At 67.6% G+C, this 20,630-nt stretch carries 23 protein-coding genes; 20 read left to right on the plus strand and 3 right to left on the minus strand.

Features of this window, described 5'->3' with window-relative positions; translation table 11 throughout:
* Nucleotides 1–44 precede the first annotated feature (44 nt).
* The 6 genes from kdsA (at nt 45) to truD (ending at nt 4,874) form a co-directional block, all read left to right on the plus strand.
* Nucleotides 45–878, plus strand: a complete 834-nt coding sequence (gene kdsA, locus ACFFGH_RS05915) for a 3-deoxy-8-phosphooctulonate synthase (RefSeq protein WP_386665800.1) — start codon at nt 45–47, stop codon at nt 876–878.
* Nucleotides 879–943: 65 nt separating this feature from the next.
* A complete protein-coding gene (eno, locus tag ACFFGH_RS05920; protein WP_386665804.1) occupies nt 944–2,230 on the plus strand; it encodes a phosphopyruvate hydratase in 1,287 nt (428 codons plus the stop codon).
* 7 nt (nt 2,231–2,237) lie between these two features.
* A complete protein-coding gene (gene ftsB / locus ACFFGH_RS05925) occupies nt 2,238–2,606 on the plus strand; it encodes a cell division protein FtsB (protein WP_386665807.1) in 369 nt (122 codons plus the stop codon).
* Complete coding sequence (gene ispD, locus ACFFGH_RS05930; RefSeq protein ID WP_386665809.1) at nt 2,603–3,343, plus strand: 2-C-methyl-D-erythritol 4-phosphate cytidylyltransferase; 741 nt, start codon at nt 2,603–2,605, stop codon at nt 3,341–3,343. Before ftsB ends, ispD begins: the two co-directional genes overlap by 4 nt.
* Nucleotides 3,340–3,819, plus strand: a complete 480-nt coding sequence (gene ispF, locus ACFFGH_RS05935; RefSeq protein WP_386665812.1) for a 2-C-methyl-D-erythritol 2,4-cyclodiphosphate synthase — start codon at nt 3,340–3,342, stop codon at nt 3,817–3,819. The genes ispD and ispF overlap by 4 nt, the downstream gene beginning before the upstream one ends.
* On the plus strand, nt 3,816–4,874 hold the full coding sequence (gene truD / locus ACFFGH_RS05940) for a tRNA pseudouridine(13) synthase TruD (RefSeq protein ID WP_386665815.1): 1,059 nt from the start codon (nt 3,816–3,818) through the stop codon (nt 4,872–4,874). Before ispF ends, truD begins: the two co-directional genes overlap by 4 nt.
* Nucleotides 4,875–5,253: 379 nt before the next feature.
* Here the strand turns inward: truD and ACFFGH_RS05945 are convergent, their stop codons facing one another.
* Nucleotides 5,254–5,829 (minus strand): Smr/MutS family protein, encoded by a 576-nt coding sequence (locus ACFFGH_RS05945; RefSeq protein WP_386665817.1) that lies wholly within the window; start codon nt 5,827–5,829, stop codon nt 5,254–5,256.
* Nucleotides 5,830–5,981: 152 nt separating this feature from the next.
* Here ACFFGH_RS05945 and surE point away from each other — a divergent pair, with 152 nt between their 5' ends.
* The 4 genes from surE to ACFFGH_RS05965 are packed head-to-tail and all read left to right on the plus strand — an operon-like array spanning nt 5,982 to nt 8,897.
* The gene (gene surE, locus ACFFGH_RS05950) at nt 5,982–6,773 is read left to right on the plus strand and encodes a 5'/3'-nucleotidase SurE (RefSeq protein WP_386665820.1); all 792 of its coding nucleotides are present in this window, start codon (nt 5,982–5,984) and stop codon (nt 6,771–6,773) included.
* Nucleotides 6,770–7,447 carry a protein-L-isoaspartate(D-aspartate) O-methyltransferase gene (locus ACFFGH_RS05955; protein WP_386665822.1) on the plus strand — a complete coding sequence of 226 codons (678 nt, stop codon included), beginning with the start codon at nt 6,770–6,772 and terminating at the stop codon, nt 7,445–7,447. Before surE ends, ACFFGH_RS05955 begins: the two co-directional genes overlap by 4 nt.
* Before the next feature lie 20 nt (nt 7,448–7,467).
* On the plus strand, nt 7,468–8,085 hold the full coding sequence (locus ACFFGH_RS05960; protein ID WP_386665825.1) for a YqaA family protein: 618 nt from the start codon (nt 7,468–7,470) through the stop codon (nt 8,083–8,085).
* The gene (locus ACFFGH_RS05965) at nt 8,082–8,897 is read left to right on the plus strand and encodes a peptidoglycan DD-metalloendopeptidase family protein (protein ID WP_386665828.1); all 816 of its coding nucleotides are present in this window, start codon (nt 8,082–8,084) and stop codon (nt 8,895–8,897) included. The genes ACFFGH_RS05960 and ACFFGH_RS05965 overlap by 4 nt, the downstream gene beginning before the upstream one ends.
* A gap of 61 nt (nt 8,898–8,958) precedes the next feature.
* Here ACFFGH_RS05965 and ACFFGH_RS05970 read toward each other — a convergent pair whose 3' ends face one another.
* Complete coding sequence (locus tag ACFFGH_RS05970; RefSeq protein ID WP_386665831.1) at nt 8,959–9,342, minus strand: Mth938-like domain-containing protein; 384 nt, start codon at nt 9,340–9,342, stop codon at nt 8,959–8,961.
* 2 nt (nt 9,343–9,344) lie between these two features.
* Nucleotides 9,345–9,650: a ribosome assembly RNA-binding protein YhbY gene (gene yhbY, locus ACFFGH_RS05975; RefSeq protein WP_386665833.1), complete on the minus strand. Its 306-nt coding sequence runs from the start codon at nt 9,648–9,650 to the stop codon at nt 9,345–9,347.
* 82 nt (nt 9,651–9,732) lie between these two features.
* Between yhbY and rlmE the strand changes: the two genes are divergently transcribed.
* The 10 genes from rlmE to ACFFGH_RS06025 all read left to right on the plus strand — a co-directional run bounded on the left by rlmE (nt 9,733) and on the right by ACFFGH_RS06025 (nt 20,524).
* Nucleotides 9,733–10,365, plus strand: coding sequence for a 23S rRNA (uridine(2552)-2'-O)-methyltransferase RlmE (gene rlmE / locus ACFFGH_RS05980; RefSeq protein ID WP_386665836.1), 633 nt, complete (start codon nt 9,733–9,735; stop codon nt 10,363–10,365).
* Nucleotides 10,366–10,432: 67 nt separating this feature from the next.
* Nucleotides 10,433–12,325: an ATP-dependent zinc metalloprotease FtsH gene (gene ftsH / locus ACFFGH_RS05985; RefSeq protein WP_386665839.1), complete on the plus strand. Its 1,893-nt coding sequence runs from the start codon at nt 10,433–10,435 to the stop codon at nt 12,323–12,325.
* 196 nt (nt 12,326–12,521) lie between these two features.
* On the plus strand, nt 12,522–13,418 hold the full coding sequence (gene folP / locus ACFFGH_RS05990) for a dihydropteroate synthase (RefSeq protein ID WP_386665841.1): 897 nt from the start codon (nt 12,522–12,524) through the stop codon (nt 13,416–13,418).
* Nucleotides 13,419–13,818: 400 nt separating this feature from the next.
* Nucleotides 13,819–15,312 (plus strand): sodium/proline symporter PutP, encoded by a 1,494-nt coding sequence (putP, locus tag ACFFGH_RS05995; protein ID WP_386665844.1) that lies wholly within the window; start codon nt 13,819–13,821, stop codon nt 15,310–15,312.
* A 25-nt stretch (nt 15,313–15,337) separates the two neighbouring features.
* The gene (gene miaA / locus ACFFGH_RS06000) at nt 15,338–16,294 is read left to right on the plus strand and encodes a tRNA (adenosine(37)-N6)-dimethylallyltransferase MiaA (RefSeq protein WP_386665847.1); all 957 of its coding nucleotides are present in this window, start codon (nt 15,338–15,340) and stop codon (nt 16,292–16,294) included.
* A 199-nt stretch (nt 16,295–16,493) separates the two neighbouring features.
* Complete coding sequence (gene hfq, locus ACFFGH_RS06005) at nt 16,494–16,787, plus strand: RNA chaperone Hfq (protein ID WP_386665850.1); 294 nt, start codon at nt 16,494–16,496, stop codon at nt 16,785–16,787.
* Between the two features lie 76 nt (nt 16,788–16,863).
* Entirely contained in the window at nt 16,864–18,240 is a 1,377-nt protein-coding gene (hflX, locus tag ACFFGH_RS06010) for a ribosome rescue GTPase HflX (protein WP_386665852.1), read from the plus strand.
* A 133-nt stretch (nt 18,241–18,373) separates the two neighbouring features.
* Nucleotides 18,374–19,471: an FtsH protease activity modulator HflK gene (hflK, locus tag ACFFGH_RS06015; RefSeq protein ID WP_386665855.1), complete on the plus strand. Its 1,098-nt coding sequence runs from the start codon at nt 18,374–18,376 to the stop codon at nt 19,469–19,471.
* The gene (hflC, locus tag ACFFGH_RS06020; protein WP_386665858.1) at nt 19,468–20,331 is read left to right on the plus strand and encodes a protease modulator HflC; all 864 of its coding nucleotides are present in this window, start codon (nt 19,468–19,470) and stop codon (nt 20,329–20,331) included. Before hflK ends, hflC begins: the two co-directional genes overlap by 4 nt.
* A gap of 7 nt (nt 20,332–20,338) precedes the next feature.
* Nucleotides 20,339–20,524: a DUF2065 domain-containing protein gene (locus ACFFGH_RS06025; protein WP_386665862.1), complete on the plus strand. Its 186-nt coding sequence runs from the start codon at nt 20,339–20,341 to the stop codon at nt 20,522–20,524.
* Nucleotides 20,525–20,630 lie beyond the last annotated feature (106 nt).

Raw genomic sequence — 20,630 nt, forward strand, 5'->3', positions numbered from 1 at the left:
TCTACCGCTTCGCCTGCCGGGCGAATTTCTAGCTGGAACCTGCCATGAACCTCTGTGGTTTTGAAATCGGCCTCGACCGACCGTTCTTCCTGATCGCGGGCCCGTGCGTGATCGAGTCGATGCAGCTGCAGCTCGACACCGCCGGCCAGCTCAAGGAGATCACCTCCGAGCTCGGCATTCCCTTCATCTTCAAGTCCAGCTTCGACAAGGCGAACCGCACCTCGGTGTCCGGCTTCCGTGGGCCGGGCATGGAAGAGGGCCTGAAGGTCCTGTCTGAAGTGAAGCGCCAGCTCGGCGTGCCGGTGCTGACCGACGTGCACGAATACACGCCGCTGGACGAGGTCACCTCGGTCGTCGACGTGCTGCAGACGCCGGCGTTCCTGTGCCGCCAGACCGACTTCATCCAGAACGTCGCGAAGGCCGGCAAGCCCGTGAACATCAAGAAGGGGCAGTTCCTCTCGCCCTGGGAGATGAAGCACGTCGCCGAGAAGGCGCTCGCGACCGGTAACCGTGACATCATGCTGTGCGAGCGCGGCGCGAGCTTCGGCTACAACAACCTCGTGTCCGACATGCGCTCGCTGAGCGTCATGCGCGAGAGCGGTTGCCCGGTCGTGTTCGACGCGACGCACTCGGTGCAGCTGCCCGGCGGCGCCGGCGGCAAGAGCGGCGGCCAGCGCGAATTCGTGCCGGTGCTGTCGCGCGCCGCGATGGCGGTGGGCATCAGCGGCATCTTCATGGAAACGCACCCGAGGCCCGAAGAGGCGCTGTCGGACGGTCCGAATGCGTGGCCGCTGCCGAAGATGCGTGCGCTGCTCGAAACGCTGATGGCGATCGACCAGGTCACCAAGCGCAACGGCTTCATCGAATCACAAGCCTGATCGACGATCGTGATCGTCGATTTTTTTGCCAACCACTTTTCCTGATACGGAGCGTCAACACCCCGATGACCACGATCGCCAAAGTCCACGCCCGCGAGATCCTCGACAGCCGCGGAAACCCCACCCTCGAAGCCGAAGTCACGCTCAGCGACGGCAGCTTCGGCCGCGCGATGGTGCCCTCGGGCGCTTCGACCGGCACCAAGGAGGCCGTGGAACTGCGCGACGGTGACAAGACGCGCTACCTCGGCAAGGGCGTGAAGCAGGCGGTCGAGAACGTCAACGGCGCGATTGCGAAGGCACTCGACGGCTTTGATGCCAATGACCAGGCCGGCCTCGACCGCCGCCTGATCGACCTCGACGGCACCGACAACAAGGGCCGCCTCGGCGCGAACGCGCTGCTCGGCGTTTCGATGGCGAACGCGCACGCGGTCGCCGCGTCGAAGAAGATGCCGCTGTGGCAGCACCTGGCGAATGGGCGCGAGGCCGTGCTGCCGGTGCCGATGATGAACATCATCAACGGCGGCGCGCATGCGGATAACAACGTCGACCTGCAGGAATTCATGGTGCTGCCGGTCGGTTTCGACAGCTTCGCCGAGAGCCTGCGCGCGGGCACCGAGGTGTTCCATGCGCTCAAGTCCGTGCTCAAGGGCCGTGGCCTGAGCACCGCCGTCGGTGACGAAGGCGGCTTCGCGCCGGACCTGCGCAGCAATGAAGAAGCGCTGGAAACCATCCTCGAAGCGATCGGCAAGGTCGGCTACAAGGCAGGCGAGGACATCCTGCTCGGCCTCGACGTGGCCTCGAGCGAATTCTTCGACAACGGCAAGTACCACCTCACCGGCGAAGGCAAGCGCCTGACCAGCGAGCAGTTCGTCGATTTCCTCGCGAACTGGGCGCAGCAGTACCCGATCATCACGATCGAAGACGGCATGGGCGAGCACGACTGGGAAGGCTGGAAGCTGCTGACCCAGCGCATCGGCACCAAGGTGCAGCTGGTCGGTGACGACCTGTTCGTGACCAACCCGAAGATCTTCCGTGAAGGCATCGACCAGCAGGTCGCGAACGCGATCCTGATCAAGGTCAACCAGATCGGCACGCTGACCGAGACGCTGGAAGCGATCGCCATGGCGCACAGCGCGAACTACGCGGCCGTCGTGTCGCACCGTTCGGGCGAGACCGAGGACACGACGATCGCCGACATCGCGGTCGCGACCACGGCCACGCAGATCAAGACCGGCTCGCTGTGCCGCAGCGATCGTGTTGCCAAGTACAACCAGCTGCTGCGCATCGAAGAGCAGCTGGGTTCGGCCGCGCGTTACGCCGGTCGCGACGCGTTCGTTTCGCTCAAGCGCTGATCGACAAATGGTCCGGACGTCGGGCGCCCGCTGGCTGGGTGCGCTGATCGTTGCGCTCGCAGGGCTGCTCGCGTTGCTGCAGTACCGCCTGTGGCTCGGCGCGGGCGGCAACGCCTCGGTAGCGGCGCTCGAGCAGCAGGTGCAGGCGCAGACCCGTGAAAATTCGGGTCTGCGCGAGCGAAATGATGCGCTCGCGGCTGAAGTCGAGGACCTGAAGTCCGGCGAGGCGGCGGTAGAGGAACGGGCTCGCAGCGAGTTGGGGATGATCCGGCCGGGCGAGGTGTTCTATCGCGTCGTCGAAAGCGACAGCGCAGTGGCGCCGAGCCAGCCCGTCGCGCCCGAAGTCCCTGCGCAGGCCGTCGACGAAGTGCCATGAGTTCCGGTGTCTGGGCGGTCATTCCGGCCGCTGGTCGCGGCCGCCGGTTCGGCGGCGAGTTGCCGAAACAGTATCTGCAGGTTGCGGGCGCGCCGCTGATCGCGCATGCCCTCGACGCCGTCCTCTCGCACCCCGCCGTACAGGGCGCGATCGTGGTGATTGCCGCGGATGATCCGCACTGGCCCGGCTGGACGCAGCGCGCAGGCAAGCCGGTGCATGCGTGCATCGGGGGCGACGAGCGTGCCGATTCGGTGCTCGCTGGCCTGCAGGGCCTGCCTCGTGAGGTTGCCGGCGACGCGTGGGTGCTGGTCCATGACGCGGCCCGGCCGAACCTGGCGACGGGCGATCTCGACCGCTTGCTCGCAACCGCGCTCGCAAGCGGGGACGGCGCGATTCTCGCCGCGCCGGTGCGTGACACCCTCAAGCGAGCCGGCTCGGATGGCGCGATCGATCGGACCGAGCCACGCGAGCAACTCTGGCGGGCTTTGACGCCCCAGCTGTTCCGCCGCGATGTACTCGCCCGTGCGCTGGAGTCCGCCGCGGCCGCCGGTGTCGCGGTGACGGACGAGGCGATGGCGATCGAGCGCGTCGGCGGCAATGTGCGGCTCGTCGAGGGCCGCGAAGACAATATCAAGGTCACGACGCCGGCCGATCTGGCGCTGGTCGAGTTCCTGCTCTCGCGCAGGGCCGACGCAGCCGGCGCAGCGACGGTGCCCAAAGGACAGCTAGCACCATGAATATCCGCATCGGTCAGGGCTACGACGTGCACGCGTTCGGCGACGGCGACCACGTGATGCTTGGCGGCATCCGCGTGCCGCATGAGCGCGGCGTTGTTGCGCACTCCGACGGCGACGTGGTCATCCACGCACTGTGCGATGCGATGCTCGGCGCGCTCGCGCTCGGCGATATCGGTATGCATTTCCCGCCTAGCGATCCGCAGTGGCGCGACGCAGATTCGCGCGCGTTCCTGCGTCACTGCGAGGGTCTGCTGCGCAGGCGCGGCTGGCGCCTTGGCAACGCCGACGTGACCATCGTCTGCGAGCGGCCGAAGGTCGGTCCGCACGCGGATGCGATGCGCCGCGTGCTGGCCGAGGATCTGGAGGTCGACATGGATGCGATCAGCATCAAGGCGACCACGAGCGAGAAGCTCGGATTCACAGGGCGGGGCGAAGGCATCGCGGCGACCGCGGTGTGCCTGCTGGTGCGCGAGTGAGCGGGTCAGCGACCCCGTTGCCGCGCGCACTGGGCGACGCCGTACTGCAGGCGCGGCTGCGCGAGGCGCCGGAGGACTTCTTCGTCGAAGAACTGGCCGGGTTCGAGCCGACCGGCAGTGGCGAGCACCTGCTGTTGACGATCGAAAAGCGCGGCATGAACACCATGCACGCCGCACGGCGGATCGCGCAGTGGGCCGGAGTTGGTGAGGTCGCGATCGGTTTTGCCGGGCTCAAGGACCGCCATGCACTGACCCGGCAGCGCTTCAGCGTGCACCTGCCGCGCCGTATTGCTCCGGACCTCGATGCCCTGCAGCTGGACGATCCGTCGGGCGAGCGGATGCACGTGCTCGAGCATTCCTGGCACGCGAAGAAACTGCCGAAGGGCGCGCTCGCCGGGAACCGCTTCGTACTCGTCCTGCGCGACGTCGAAGGCGACCCGGCTACGATCGAAGCGCGGCTGCAGCGGATCACCGGGCGCGGCGTGCCTAACTACTTTGGCGAGCAGCGGTTCGGTCGCGAAGGCGGCAACGTCGCTGCGGCGCTTGCAATGTTCGCCGGCCGCCGCGTCCGCCGTGAGCAGCGCAGCATGCTGCTATCGGCCGCGCGCTCGGAGCTGTTCAACCGTGTGCTGGCAGCGCGAGTCCAAGCCGATTGCTGGGATCGCGGTCTCGACGGCGAGGTCTGGATGCTCGACGGTAGCCGCAGCGTGTTCGGGCCGCAGGTGTTCGACGATGCGCTCACGCAGCGGCTCGCGGACTTCGACATCCATCCGACCGGTCCGCTCTGGGGCGAAGGCGAGCTGCGCACCCGTGACGCGGCGGCGGAAGTCGAGCACAGCGCGCTCGAGACCGATGATGCGCGCCAGCTGCGGAGCGGCCTCGAGCGCGCCGGACTGCGGCAGGAGCGCCGCGCGCTGCGGCTGCGGCCCGGTGGGTTGCAGTGGCGCTGGCTCGAAGCGGGCGTGCTCGAACTCGGCTTTACGTTGCCGCCGGGGACATACGCGACGACCGTGCTGGCCGAGCTGGGCGAGGTTCGCTCTAGCGCGGGTGCTTGAGCGGGCGGCAGTCGCGTTTCGGTGTCTACAGCGGCGCCTGCATTCCCCTTGCACGTAGCCACGTTGTCGTCCGCGCCTGGCGTCTGATGTTCGACGCGCGATGTCGCCCCAAGGTATCTCGCCCGTCCACCTCGCCAGAGGCAAAGCGCGTGCAGCTCGGGCTGCCCTTGGCACCGCATCGCCTCATCCCTGCATCGTGCGCGCGCAGGCACTCGCGAACGACGCGATCGCCGAGCACGGCGGTGCCGCGGCCAACGTGCGAAACCATCGGAACGGACGAAATATTCGTCGCCGGATTGAAGACGTCTTTGCATCGCGGCACCGCCACGCAATCCCTGCACTGCCTAGGGATGCGCAACGCGTGTCCAAGGCTCGACCGTCAGCGCCGCTTCGACGGCGCAAGCAACACGATCACGGCGCCCGTGCCACCGCGAGTCGGAGGCGCCGAATGGAACGCGAGCACATCCGCACGCTGGCGCAGCATCCTGTCGACCAGGTTTTTGATTACGGGAGCGCCGCGGCTATCGACCGGTCGCCCTTCGACGGCCGCGCCATGCAGACCTTTGCCGTGGATCACACCCACGCAGCCGACGCCATGCTGGCGTGCGTCGTTGAGGAACGCACGCAGCAGCTGCTCGGCCGTGCGGACGTCTGCACCGTGCAGGTCGAGCTCCTCCTGCACCGCGATTTCGCCGCGTTTGAGCCGGGCGAATACGGGTACCGGCAATGCCTCGCTGCGATAGCTCAGCGCGTCGGCGGCCTCCAGCAGGCTCTCGTCCAGTGCGAACTTGAAACTGTGCCGCGCGTCGGCCTCATCCAGCTCGGCCATGCGTGCGCGCGGGCGTGGCTTTGGCGGCGTCGGCGGTGGGGGCGCCTCGGGCAACTTGCGAACCGGCCCGATCGCGTTCCGGAACAGGTCCGCGTCGTCGTCGTCGGGCGTGTGATGCGCGGCCATGTCCCAAGCCTAACCGCGGTCGCGAAACGCGCCAATGACGGCGGCGCGGCACTACCCGGTGAGCGGACCGCGCGTCGCCATCGGATATCATGGCCGGCCTGCGGTATCGCGCTGCCATTGCCCGCACGCGCCGCGTTCGTTCCACGGAGCCCATGCGAGTTCTGGTCAGCAATGACGACGGCGTCGACGCCCCCGGCATCCGCACGCTCGCGCAGACACTGCGCGCCGCGGGCCACGAGGTGCTTCTGGTCGCGCCCGACCGCGACCGTTCCGGTGCCAGCAATTCGCTGACGCTCGACATGCCGGTGCGCGTCGTGCAGCAGGACGACACGACCTGGCGCGTGTTCGGCACGCCGACCGACTGTGTGCATATCGCACTGACGGGCCTGTTGGAGTCGGAGCCGCACATCGTCGTCTCCGGCATCAACAACGTCGCCAACCTCGGCGACGACGTCATCTATTCGGGCACGGTCGCGGCTGCAACCGAGGGCCGTTTCCTCGGGCTCCCCGCGGTCGCCACATCACTCGCCACCTCGGATGGCATTGGCCGCCACTACGAAACGGCCGCGCGCGCCGCGGTCGAGATCATCGCGCGGCTGCATACGGACCCGCTGCCGGCCGATACCATCCTCAACGTCAACGTGCCCGACCTGCCGTGGGACGCGATCGAGGGCTTCGAGGTCACCCGCCTCGGCAACCGTCACCGCGCTGAAACCTGCGTGTCCCAGCACGATCCCCGCGGGCGCCAGTGGTGGTGGATCGGCCCGGCCGGCGCCGAGCAGGACGCCGGCCCCGGCACCGATTTCGATGCGATCCGCCGCGGTTTCATTTCGATCACGCCGATCCAGGTCGACCTCACGCGCTATCAGGCGCTCGAGCAGGTCGCCAGCTGGGTCGACGGCCTCGCGGACGCGCTGCGCCTGTCGAAGGAGCGTCCTGCATGAGCCTGCGGATGCGGCTGGATTCGGAAGCCATGGGCTCGGGGCTCACCTCGCAACGCGTTCGCGACCGGCTGGTCGAGCGTCTTCGCGCGAGTGGCATCGTCGACGAGCGTGTGCTGCGCGCGATCGGCACCGTGCCCCGGCACCTGTTCGTCGACGAAGCGCTGGCAACGCGTGCCTACGAGGACACGGCGCTGCCGATCGGCCATGGACAGACGATTTCGCAGCCCTGGGTCGTCGCCAAGATGACCGAAGCGCTGCTGGAGAGCGCACCTTCGAAGGTGCTCGAGATCGGTACGGGTTCGGGCTATCAGGCCGCGGTGCTCGGTGCGCTGGGCCTCGAGGTGCATACGGTCGAGCGGATTGGCGAGCTGCTTCGCGCTGCGCGCAAGCGCTTCAGGCAGCTGGGCCTCAATATCCGCAGCAAGCACGACGACGGCCACGCCGGATGGGCCGAGAACGCCCCGTTCGACGCGATCATGGTCACGGCCGGCGCCGCCGCGATCGTCGATGCCCTGGTCGACCAATTGGCGCCCGGCGGCATGCTGATCGCCCCGGTCGGTTCGGCGGCGTCGCAGGAACTGCTGCGGCTGCATAAAGATGCCGATGGGCAGGTTGTGCGGCAGACGCTCGCCCCCGTCGTGTTTGTGCCGCTGCTGCCCGGCACCATTGACTGAGTTCTCCCAGGGATCGCCTTTTGAAGCTTTTCGGACCGCTGTACGAACGCACCCTCATCTGGGCGCGCCACCGCCATGCTCCGGCGCTGCTGACCGGGCTCAGCTTCGCGGAGGCGGTGGTCTTTCCGGTTCCGCCGGAGGTGATGCTCGCGCCGATGGCGCTGGCGCAGCCGCAGCGAGCGTTCTGGCTTGCAACGCTGAGCCTGATCGGGTCGCTCGCCGGCGCGATCGTCGGTTACCTGCTGGGGCATTTCGCGTTCGAGCTGGTGCGTCCGCTGCTCGAAGCGCTGGGCTGGATCGACAAGATCGAGGCCCAGGTGGCGTACCTGGCCGAGATCGCGAAGAACTCGCCGTGGAAGGCGTTCTGGTTGCTGGTGCTCGCCGGTTTCACGCCGATTCCGCTGAAGATCTTCACCTGGGCGTCCGGCGTGGTGGGCGTGCCGATGCTGCCGTTCCTTGCCAGCATGCTGGTCGGTCGCGGCAAGCGGCTCTACCTGATCGCGATCGCGGTGCGGCTCGGTGGCACGCGTGCCGAAGCGACGCTGCGGCGTTTCATCGAGCCCGTGGGCTGGGCGGCGCTCGCCGTGCTGGCGCTCGGGATCGGCTGGTTGGTCTGGAGGGCACAGCAGGGCGCATGAGCAGGATCACCGCTCCTTGGTTCGCACTCGCCGCTTGCGTGGCGCTTTCGGCATGTTCCAGCACCGTGGTCCGCGAAACCGGCCCCTCGTCGGGCGGTTCCGCGCCAGCGGTCGGGCGCCCGGGCCAGATGGACGTGGTCCAGCGCGGCGACACGCTTTTCCGCGTGGCGTCGCGCAATGGCCTCACGGTGGGCGACCTCGCGGCCTGGAACGGCATCAAACCGCCCTACACGATCTATCCGGGACAGCGTCTGCGCCTGTACCCGCCCGGTGCGACGCCGAGCGCAGGACCCGGCTCCGCTACCGCGCGAGCCACGAGCGGGACGCCCGCGCGCAGTAGCTCCGGGGCGCGCCCGGCCGCAACCAAGGCCGCCAGCGCACCGCGGGCCGTCGCTAGCGCGACACCGGCGCCAGCGCCGTCGGCGCCGCCGCTGCAGAGCGGCATTGCCTGGCGCTGGCCAGCGGAAGGGACGTTGCTGAACCGATTCGCCGCCGGAGACCCGACCCGGCAGGGCATCGACATCGCGGGCGCCGGTGGCTCGGCCGTGCGTGCGGCCGGCGACGGCACCGTCGTGTACTCGGGCTCGGGCCTGGTCGGCTACGGCGAACTCGTGATCATCAAGCACAGCGAGGCCTGGCTTTCGGCCTACGGCCACAACCGCAAGCGCCTGGTCAACGAGGGCCAGCTCGTGAAGGCCGGCGACCAGATCGCCGAGATGGGGCGCAGCGGCGCATCGCGCGACATGCTCCACTTCGAGATCCGCTACAACGGCAAGCCGGTCGATCCGCTGCAGTACCTGCCGCCGCGCTAGGCGAGCGCCGCGGACTGAAGCGGGTCGTCCACCCCGTGCGGAGTCGGATAAAGCGCCGGACTCAGGGTGCTGGTGGCTGCAGGATGAAGCCGGCAACCACGCGGCGCCCTTCACCCGCGAGGACGCTGAAGGTGCGTGCAGCCGCGCCGTTCGTCATCACTTCGATGCCGATCCCACGCCCCAGGCAGGCAGCCATCGTGGCAGCCGGCGGGAACACCTGTCGTGCCCCACTGCCGAGCAGCACCACTTCCGGATTGAGTGACAGCAGGGGCTGGAGCTCGTCCGGCCCGATCGCGGCCGCATCGGTGACCGGCCATTCGGTGACCAGTGCGCCCGGAGAGATCACAAAGCTTGTCGTCAGGTGCTGCTCGTTGATGCGGGCCGAACTGCCGTCCGCGCCTTTCAGCACGAACTCGTGGTCGGCTGGCTCGAGCGTGAGCTGCACCGTCAGCCTCGCGGCAACACGATCTGCCGCTTCTCGCGGCTCTGACGGTAGAGCACGGCCGTGTGGCCGATGCGCTGCACCACGGCTGACCCGGTGCGCTCGCCGAGGTCGGCGATCATCGCGTCGCGTGCTTCGCGGTCGTCGGCTGCAACCTTGACCTTGATGAGCTCGTGATGCTCGAGCGCCAGGTCGACTTCGGCGACGACGGAGTCGGTCAGACCCTTTCCGCCGATCTGCAACATCGCCTTCAGGTCATGTGCCTGGCCGCGCAGGAACCGGGTCTGGGCGGAGGTCAGGACGGTCGGCATCGGGGCACGTGATCAGGGTCTGGCAGGGGGCGGAAGGGTATCATGGGTTCCCGTCGCTCCCCCGAGTCCGGTTTTCATACCGATGGCCACGCGCAGCAAGAGCAGCCACCGCTGGTTGCAGGAGCATTTCTCCGACCCGTACGTGAAGAAGGCGAAGGCCGAAGGGCTCAGGTCGCGTGCGGCCTATAAGCTCGAGGAGCTCGTGGAGCGTGACCGGCTTCTCAAGCCGGGCATGGTCGTCGTCGATCTGGGCGCCGCTCCGGGAGGCTGGTCACAGTGGGTGCGGCAGGCCCTCGGCGAAAGTGGCCGCGTGGTCGCACTCGACATCCTCGACATGCCTTCACTCGCGGGCGTGGAGTTCCTTCATGGGGATTTCAGGGACGATGCGGTCCTATCGCGGTTGGAGGCGACGTTGGACGGCAAGGCGGTGGACCTTGTGCTGTCGGACATGGCCCCCAATATGAGCGGTGTAGATGCGGTGGACCTGCCGCGCGCGATGCATCTGGCGGAACTGGCGATGGATTTCGCCGACCGCCACCTGCGGGTCGATGGCGCGTTCCTGATCAAGTTGTTCCAGGGCGTGGGTTTCGACGAGTACGTGCGCGAGTTGCGCCGCCGCTACGCCAAGGTGTCGATCCGTAAGCCCGCGGCATCCCGCAAGCGCTCGCCTGAAGTCTATGCACTGGCGCAGGGCAAGCGGGCGGTGGTTCGATAGAGACATGCCGGCCCTGGGCCGGTCGCGAAAAGATGGTTTATGCCTTCGGGCGAACAGGCAGGGTTAAGTGAACGATTTGGCCAAGAATCTGTTGCTTTGGGTGGTCGTCGCCGTCGTGCTGATGGTGGTGTTCCAGGCTTTCGGGCCGCGAACCGCCAGCAACGAGACGCTTGCGTACGACCAGTTCGTCCAGCAGGTGCAGAGTGACCGCGTCGAAAAGGTCACGATTGCCGACGACCGCACGACGATCACCGGCGAGCGCAAGGACGGCAGCAAGTTCACGACCTTCAGCCCCGGCGACAAGGATCTCGTGAACGAGCTGCTCGAGCACGACGTTGCAATCCAGCAGACCCCGCCGGCCAATGGGCCGTCGCTGGTCTACATCCTGATCAACGTGGCCCCGTGGCTGCTGTTCATCGGTATCTGGATCTACTTCATGCGCCAGATGCAGCAGGGCGGCAGCAAGGGCGCGATGAGCTTCGGCAAGTCCCGCGCAAAGATGCAGGGCGAGGACCAGGTCAAGGTCACGCTCGCCGATGTTGCCGGCTGTGACGAGGCGAAGGAGGAGGTCGGCGAACTCGTCGAATTCCTGCGCGACCCCACCAAGTTCCAGAAGCTCGGCGGCAAGATTCCCCGCGGCGTGCTGATGGTCGGTCCTCCGGGTACCGGCAAGACGCTGCTCGCCCGTGCGATCGCCGGCGAAGCGAAGGTGCCGTTCTTCTCGATCTCGGGTTCCGACTTCGTCGAGATGTTCGTCGGCGTCGGTGCGAGCCGCGTGCGCGACATGTTCGAGCAGGCCAAGAAGCACGCGCCATGCATCATCTTCATCGATGAAATCGACGCGGTCGGCCGCCATCGTGGCGCGGGCCTCGGCGGCGGTCATGACGAGCGCGAGCAGACGCTGAACCAGCTGCTGGTCGAAATGGACGGCTTCGAGGGTGGCGAGGGCGTGATTGTGATCGCCGCGACCAACCGTCCGGACGTGCTCGACCCTGCGTTGCTGCGCCCGGGCCGTTTCGACCGCCAGGTCGTGGTGGGCCTGCCGGACGTGAAGGGCCGCGAGCAGATCCTGCGCGTGCACATGCGCAAGCTGCCGCTTGCCGACGACGTCGTGCCGATGACGATCGCTCGCGGTACGCCAGGCTTCTCGGGCGCGGACCTCGCAAACCTCTGCAACGAGGCTGCGCTGTTCGCCGCTCGCGAGAACGGCAAGGAAGTGCGCATGGATCACTTCGACCGTGCGCGCGACAAGATCCTGATGGGCGCCGAGCGTCGTTCGATGGCGATGAGCGAGGACGAGAAGCGCCTGACTGCTTACCACGAGGCGGGCCACGCGATCGTCGGTCGTGTCGTGCCCGAGCATGACCCGGTCTACAAGGTCACGATCATCCCGCGTGGCCGCGCCCTGGGCGTGACGATGTACTTGCCGGAAGGCGACAAGTACAGCTACAACAAGGTCGCGATCGAGTCGCAGCTGTGCTCGCTGTACGGCGGCCGCGTTGCCGAGGAGTTGATCTTCGGTAACGACAAGGTCACCACGGGCGCGTCGAACGACATCGAGCGTGCGACGAAGATGGCGCGCAACATGGTCACCAAGTGGGGCCTTTCGGACGAGATGGGTCCGATCGCCTACTCGGAAGAGGAGGACGAGGTGTTCCTCGGCCGTTCGGTGACGCAGCACAAGAACGTCTCGAACGAGACGGCCCGCAAGATCGATGAAGTGGTGCGGGCTATCCTCGACAAGGCTTACGGTCGCTCGACGCAGATCCTGCGCGAGAACATCGACAAGCTGCACATCATGGCTGAGACCCTGCTGCAGTACGAAACGATCGACGCCAAGCAGATCGACGACATCATGGCCGGGCGTCGCCCTGGTCCGCCGTCGGACTGGTCGCGTGGCGGCCCGGCGCATGAAGAGCCGAAGACGCTCACGCTTGGTGGTCCACAGCCGACCGCCTGACGTCGCCGGTTGCGATGAAACGGATCGAAGGCCAGAGTTCGCTCTGGCCTTCTTTTTTGTGTCGGCGTCGGCCTCGGCAATGAACTGTTTCATCGCGGCTGTGCGGCGCCAAGCGGGGCATTGATCGCAGCCGCTTGGGATCGGCCGGGATGATTGCCGCGGCCTCTAAGATTCAGTCACTACAGGAAGCGACGCGATGTTCGATATCTCGCCCAGGCTGGACTGCAACGGTCGCGAACTGGTGCTCGACCAGCCGCGTGTGATGGGCATCGTCAACGTGACGCCTGATTCGTTCTCCGATGGCGGGCGGTACGACACCGCCGACCTGGCCGTCGCGCATGCGTTGAAGCTCGCCGAGGAAGGCGCGGACGTGCTCGACATCGGCGGCGAATCGACCCGCCCCGGCGCCCCTGCGGTCGATGCCGACGAGGAACTGCAGCGCGTGCTGCCGGTCATCGAGCGACTGGTGCGGGAAACGTCGCTTCCGATCAGCGTTGATACGTCAAAGCCCGAGGTGATGCGTGCGGCGGTCGCAGCTGGCGCCGGCCTGATCAACGACGTGCGTGCACTGCGTGAGGGCGGCGCGCTCGACGCCGCTGCCGCGCTCGGCGTGCCGGTCGTGCTGATGCACATGCAGGGCGAACCGCGCTCGATGCAGGACGCGCCGAACTACGACGATGTGGTCGCGGACGTGCACCGTTTCCTTGCCGAGCGCATCTTCGCTGCCGAGATGAGCGGGATTGCGAAGTCGCGGATCGTCGTCGACCCCGGGTTCGGTTTCGGCAAGACGCGCGATCACAACCTCGCATTGCTTGCAGGGTTGGATCGGTTCGGCGACCTCGGCGTCCCGCTGCTTGCAGGGCTGTCGCGCAAGCGAACGATTGGCGAACTCACCGGGCGCGACGCGCCGGCTGATCGCATCCACGGTTCGGTGGCGGCGCACCTGATCGCGGCGCAACGTGGCGCGCGGCTGCTACGTGTTCATGACGTTGCCGCCACTGTGGACGTGCTGAAGATCTGGCATGCGGTCGCCGGCGTCACGCCGCCGCGCCGCAGTGCGGCGTCGACAATCCGGTGGCCGGACGAGGATTGAGCCGGGCTCGACAGTTGCCCACAGCGCGTGTGGACAACCGGTGCAGCGCTCTGTGGATAGGGTGCTGCAGGCCCCGCGGGGCAAGGGCTTCGCGGTGGTTGGCGATTTTTTGTCCAGGCCGGAATCGGCTATGCACAGCGCTTGTGGACAAGCGCATGAGCGAAGCTGTGGATAACGATCGTAGAGCCTGTAACTGTCGGGCTTGGCTTCGATCTGGCTAATTTTTGGCCACTTGTTTTTGCTTGACATATGCCCTGCGACCGGGGCCTTGGGTGACCGCGGGCGCCTGATCCTTGACCCGGTCCGGCCGTCCGGGATGCCGAGCGCGCCGCGGTCCGTCACCGGCGGCCGGGCACGCTAAGCTTGGGCGACCGCCCGGGGCCGGGCGAGGGGACGCAAGATGACGGCCAGTACGCCATTGCTCGTGACGTTTTCGATCTACCTGATCGCCATGGTGGCGATCGGATTCGTGGCCTGGCGTTCGACGCACAGCTTCGACGACTACATCCTCGGCGGACGCTCGCTCGGCGGGTACGTGACCGCGCTTTCCGCCGGTGCGTCGGACATGAGCGGCTGGTTGCTGATGGGCTTGCCGGGCGCGTTGTTCGCGAGCGGCGTGTCCGAGTCATGGATCGCGTTCGGCCTGATCGCGGGTGCCTGGGCGAACTGGCGTTTCGTTGCGGGTCCCCTTCGTGTGTACACCGAGCGCACCCGCAACGCGCTGACGCTGCCGGACTACTTCACGCACCGCTTCGCGGACGAGCGGCGGGTCCTTCGCGTGCTGTCCGCGCTCGTCATCCTCATTTTCTTCGCGGTGTACTGCGCGTCGGGCGTGGTCGCCGGCGCGCGGCTTTTCGAAAGCGTCTTCGGCCTGTCGTATGCGGAGGCGATCTGGTGGGGCGCCGCTGCGACGATCCTCTACACACTGATCGGTGGCTTTCTCGCGGTGAGCTGGACCGACACTGTGCAGGCGACGCTGATGATCTTTGCGCTGGTGCTGACGCCAATCGTCGTGCTCGTGAGCAGCGGCGGGTTCCAGCCCAGCCTGGCGCTGATCGGCGAGTCCGACATGGCGCGGCTGGACTGGTTCAACGGCGGCGCGCTCGGCTTCGTCGGCATCGTCTCGTTGCTGGCCTGGGGCCTGGGCTACTTCGGTCAGCCGCACATCCTGGCGCGCTTCATGGCGGCCGATAGCGTCGCGACGATCCCCAAGGCTCGCCGCATCGGCATGATCTGGATGGTGCTGTGCCTGTTCGGCGCGATTGCCGTGGGATTCTTCGGCATCGCCTACTTCGCGGCGCACCCGGCCGCGGCCGCCCCGGTGCAGGCCAATCCGGAACGCGTGTTCATCGTGCTCACGGAGCAGTTGTTCAATCCCTGGGTGGCCGGCGTGCTGCTTTCGGCGATCCTGGCGGCAGTGATGAGCACGCTCTCCTGTCAGTTGCTGGTGTGCTCGAGCGTGCTGACCGAAGACCTGTACAAGGGCTTCGTGCGCCGCAACGCCGGGCAGCGCGAACTGGTGTGGGTGGGGCGCGCAATGGTGCTCGCAATTGCGCTGGTCGCGATCGTGATCGCCCAGGACCCGGACAGCCGCGTGCTCGCGCTCGTCGGCTACGCGTGGGCGGGCTTCGGCGCGGCGTTCGGGCCGGTGGTGCTGTTCTCGCTGTTCTGGCAGCGCATGACCCGCAACGGTGCGCTGGCCGGCGTCGTTACCGGTGCGCTCACGGTGATCCTGTGGAAGCACACCGGGAGTGCGCTGTACGAAATCGTCCCGGGCTTCATCGTGGCGTCGGTGGCCATCGTCGTGACGAGCCTGCTCGATCGCGAGCCGCCGGCTGACGTACAGGTCACGCACCAGCAGGTGCGCGCGTCGCTGCGCGAGACCGGCTACTGAGCCGGACCAAAGAGCGGCGCTGCGAATGAGTGCGGACCTCCGGCCGCGCGCGATCGCGCTGATGGGCCCGACGGCATCGGGCAAGACCGCGCTCGCGCTCGAATGGGCGCAGCGGCTCGGTGGCGAGATCGTCAGCGTCGATTCGGCGCTGGTCTACCGTGGTCTGGACATCGGCTCGGCCAAGCCCACGTCGGCCGAGCGCGCTGCAGTGCCGCACCACCTGATCGATATTTGCGACCCGTGGCAGCCGTACTCGGCGGCAGAGTTCGCGGCTGACGCGCGTCGCGCCATGGACGACATCGCTGCCCGGGGGCGCTGGCCGATCCTCGCCGGCGGTACCGGCCTGTATTTCCACGCCCTGCTGCACGGCCTGTCCGACATGCCCGAAGCCGATGCGGCGACGCGCGCGGCCATTGAGCGCGAAGCCGCCGACCGCGGCTGGGCTGCGCTGCACGCCGAACTGGCCGCGCTCGACCCCACGGCCGCTGCCCGAATCCATGCCACCGACGCGCAGCGAATCCAGCGCGCGCTGGAGGTCTATCGTCTGTCGGGTCGGACGATCAGCCAGTGGCGGGCCGCCGCGCCCGTTACGCGGCTGCCGTACCGTGTGCTCAAACTCGCGCTCGCACCGGCCGCGCGTGAGGTGCTGCATGCGCGCATCGAGGCGCGCTTCGACGCGATGCTCAACGCCGGATTCCTCGACGAAGTGCGGGCACTGCGCGCGCTGCCCCCGCTCGCGACGCACCCCGCGCCGTTGGACCTGCCGGCAGTGCGCGCGGTCGGATACCGGCAGGCCTGGGAGCACCTCGAGGGGCGGGTCGGCTTCAACGAGTTCCGCGACCGCGGCATTTACGCCACTCGCCAGCTCGCCAAGCGCCAGCTCACCTGGTTGCGCGGCCAGCTGGACCTGCGCTGGTTCGATCCGTCCACCCAGCGCCACGAGTTGGACGCCGCGCTCGAACTGTTCGTTGGTCGGCAGTAACACCTGCCGCGCACACACCTGCGCAAACCGATTGCGCGACGCGTGACTGCGTTCGCCAAACCGTGCATCCGCGCGGATGGATTCAGCGGCAGTTGCGTTACCATCGGCCTATCGCCGCTGCGGGGGACAGCGCCCGGTGATCCCGCGAAGCGGGTGTTTTGTCTGGCACACCTATAACTAGAACAGCTGGGGAATTCGAATGTCGAAGGGGCAATCCTTGCAGGACCCATTCCTGAACGCACTGCGCCGCGAGCGCGTGCCGGTGTCGGTCTACCTTGTGAACGGCATCAAGCTGCAGGGCACGATCGAGTCGTTCGATCAGTTCGTCGTCCTGCTGCGCAACACCGTCAGTCAGATGGTCTACAAGCACGCGATCTCGACCGTGGTGCCTGCACGCAACGTGCGCGTCGGTCCGGGCGGCGGCTATGTACAGGCGGCCCACGAGAATGGCGAGAGCGACGAGGAATCCGGGCCGTCCCCCAGCGACGCCTGACTTGATTCCGCTCCGGGCGCCCGCATCTCTCCGGCAGGAATCCCATGGCCGCGTCAACGGCCGGAGCTGAAGCTACTTGTTCGAGCGTTCCCGCAAGGGTGAAACCGCACTGCTGATCCAGCCCCACGCCGGCGGGCCGCCGGATGAAGGCCTGCTGGAGGAATTCGGCGACCTCGCGCGTTCGGCGGGCGCGACCGTCGCCGCGACGCTGACCGCCCGCATCGATCGGCCGAACGCCGCGATGCTGATCGGCAGCGGCAAGTTGGAAGAGGTCAAGGCGGCCGCGGAGGCGACCGGTGCCGACCTCATTCTCGTCAACCACCCGTTGTCGCCGGGCCAGGAGCGCAACCTCGAGAAGCTGCTGCAGCGGCGCGTCGTCGACCGTACCGGCCTCATCCTCGATATCTTCGCGCAGCGTGCGCGCAGTCATGAAGGCAAGCTGCAGGTCGAACTGGCCCAGCTGCGCCACATGGCGACGCGGCTCGTGCGCGGCTGGACCCACCTTGAGCGACAGCGCGGTGGCTCGATCGGCCTGCGGGGCCCGGGTGAAACCCAGCTCGAGACCGACCGCCGGCTGCTCCAGAAGCGGCTGGAACAGCTGCAGCGCAGGCTCGAGAAAGTCGAGGTGCAGCGCACCCAGATGCGGCGCGCGCGCGTGCGCAGTGAACTGCCGCGCGTGGCGCTTGTCGGATACACCAACGCGGGCAAGTCCACCCTGTTCAACGCGCTGACCGGCGCTGAAGCCTATGCGGCGGACCAGCTGTTCGCGACGCTTGATCCGACCGTTCGCCGCATCGAGCTGCCTGGCGGTGGCGTCGTGCTCGCCGATACCGTCGGATTCGTCCGCGACCTGCCGCACGACCTCGTGGCAGCGTTCCGCTCCACGCTGTCGGAGGCGCGTGAGGCGGACCTGCTCGTTCACGTGGTCGACGCTTCCGACCCACTGCGCGATGAGCGCATCGCCCAGGTCGACGCGGTGCTCGCTGAAATCGGTGCGGGTGAGATCCCCCAGTTGCTCGTGTTCAACAAGATCGACCGCCTGGGCGAACCCACGGCTGACGACGAGGCGCCTGACGATGCGGCCGCGGGCGACGGCGACGCGGGAGCGGGCGCGGCGATGGAGCCACGACGCGATCGGCCTGCCGAAGGCCGGCATCGCGTGTGGTTGTCGGCGCGCGATGGCGTGGGCATGGACCTGCTGCGCGAAGCGGTCGGCGAAGCGCTGGAGCTGCGACACGTCGCTGGCGAAGTCCGGCTGCCGGCACGGGCTGCGCGGCTGCGCGCGCAGCTGCACGAGCTCGGGGCCGTGCGCGCCGAACGCGCCGACGATGACGGCTGGCTGCTCGAAGTCGACATGGCCGAGGCCGATGCGCAGCGCCTGTTCGCGCAGGCGCACGGTGATGCGCTGCAATCGTTGGTCCCGCCGCCTGCGGAAGACGCCGGCCTCGCTTGAGGCAGCCGGGACCCCCACCTAGAATCACCGGGCCTTGCGGCGATCCGTCGCAAGGTTCGTTGCGAACCTGCATCCACAGGTTTCACACCTGCGCGGCGCGGATGCCCGCACGCATTACAACCTAGGAGCAGGCATGGCCTGGAACACCCCTGGCAGTGACAATTCCGACGGCCGCCCGCCGCGTCGCGACCGCGACGGGCTCGCCGGGCGTCTGGACGCATTGCGCGGCCTGTTCGGCGACGGCGGCGGCAACAACGTCTGGCGGTGGGCCGGCATCGTTTTCGGGCTCTGGCTGCTGTTCAACAGCTTCGTTCTGGTGACCGAGCAGGAGCGCGGCGTCGTGCTGCGTTTCGGCAACTTCGCCCGCGTGCTACAGCCCGGCCCGCACATCAAGGCGCCGTGGCCGATCGAGCGCGTGGTCAAGGTCAACGCGACCCAGAGCAAGGCCTACACCGAGAACGTGCCCGTGCTGACGCGCGACGGCAACATGGTCGACGTCGAAGTCAACGTGCAGTACCGCATCGGCGATCCGGTGCGTTACCTGTTCGGTTCGCGCAATGCCGATACGGTGCTGCAGCAGGCGACGCAAAGCGCCGTTCGCGAACTCGTCGGCCGGTCGGACCTGGACTCGGTGCTCGGTGCACGCAGCGCGCTGACGGTCACGGTGCGCGAGCGCCTGCAGAGCCTGCTTCGCGCGTACCGCACGGGCCTGGTCGTCACCGAACTCAATCTGCCGAATGCGCGTCCGCCGGAAGAAGTGAAGGACGCATTCGACGAAGCGCAGCGCGCCAGCCAGGACAAGAACACCGCGATCAACCAGGCCCAGGCCTACGCGAAGCAGGTCGTGCCCGAGGCGCGCGGCGAAGCGGCACGCATCCGCACGGCGGCCGAGGGCTATCGGACCTCGACGGTCGCGCGAGCGCAGGGTGACGCCGAACGCTTCACGCTGCTGGTCGAGCAGTACAAGCAGGCGCCGGACGTGACCCGCAAGCGCCTGTGGCTGGATACCGTCGAGCAGGTGCTGTCAGAAAACCGCAAGGTGGTCGGCGGCGATTCGCGCCAGCTGATCTACGTGCCGATGCCTGACCCGAAGGCGGATGCGGGTGCGCGTCGCGCCGAGGCAGCGCCGCTCGCGAACCCCGAACTGCTCGATCCGGTCACCACGAACGAGCCTGCCACCCGCACCGGGCGTACGTCGCGTCCGAGCGGCCGAGAGGAGTCGAGCCGATGAGAGTCCAGATGTGGATCGCGCTTGCGGTCGCCGCCCTGTTCGCGTTGATGGGGTCGATGTTCGTCGTCAGCGAAGGGCAGGGCGCGATCGTGCTCAACCTCGGACGCCTGGTCCGTACCGAAGTCGAGCCCGGCCTGCACTTCAAGTGGCCGCTGGTCGAGACGGCGCGCGTGTTCGACCGCCGCCTGCAGGTGCTCGAGTCCGAGCCCGAGCGCTATCTCAGCGCCGACAAGCAGGACGTGAGCGTGGACTTCTTCGCGCTCGGTCGCGTGGAGGACCTCAAGGCGTTCTATCGTGCCACCGGTGGCGACGAGAACGTAGCGGTGCAGCGTCTGGCACCGATCATCAAGGACTCGCTGCGCAACGAGATCAACTCGCTGACGCTGCGCCAGGTCGTGTCCGGCGACCGCGCGACCGTGGTTGGCAAGCAGATCGATGCGATCAACCGCGGTGCGGCGACGCTCGGTGTCGAGATCGTCGACATCCGCATCAAGCGCATCGATCTGCCGCAGGACAGCAACGTGTTGAAGTCGGTGTACGACCAGATGCGCAGCCAGCGCCTGCAGGTCGCCAGCCAGCTGCGCGCCGAAGGCGTCGAGCTTGCGCAGACGATCCGCGCCGGCGCTGACCGCGACCGCGCGGTGCTGCTGGCCGAGGCCGAGCGCGACGCGCAGAAGATGCGCGGTCAGGGCGACGCCGAGGCGGCCAAGCTCTACGCGCAGGCAGCGAATCGTGACCCCAGCTTCTTCGCGTTCCAGCGCAGCCTCGAGGCGTACCGCAACTCGTTCGACGATGGCGAAGCAGTGATCGTGCTCGACCGCGACGACCCGTTCCTGCAGTACATGAAGTCCGACCGCTGAGATCGCGATGAACGAGCTGTTGTCGGCGCTCGCGCTGGTCGCGGTGCTGGAGGGGTTGTTCCTGTTCGTCGCCCCCGGTGGCTGGAAGCGCGCGGCTGAGCAGTTGTATGCGCTTCCTAACGCGCGGTTGCGCATGTTTGGAATGGTTGTCGTCGTGCTCGGGTTGCTGTCGCTTTTCCTCGTGCGGGGCTGATCGGCCGACGGTGGATATAGGCACGGGTGGGCGCCCCGCAGGTCGAGGTGGCCTTGCAGGGGCAAAACCCGGATAATGCGCAAAAGCCGGCCGGGTGATCCGTCCG

Source organism: Lysobacter korlensis (assembly GCF_042434515.1).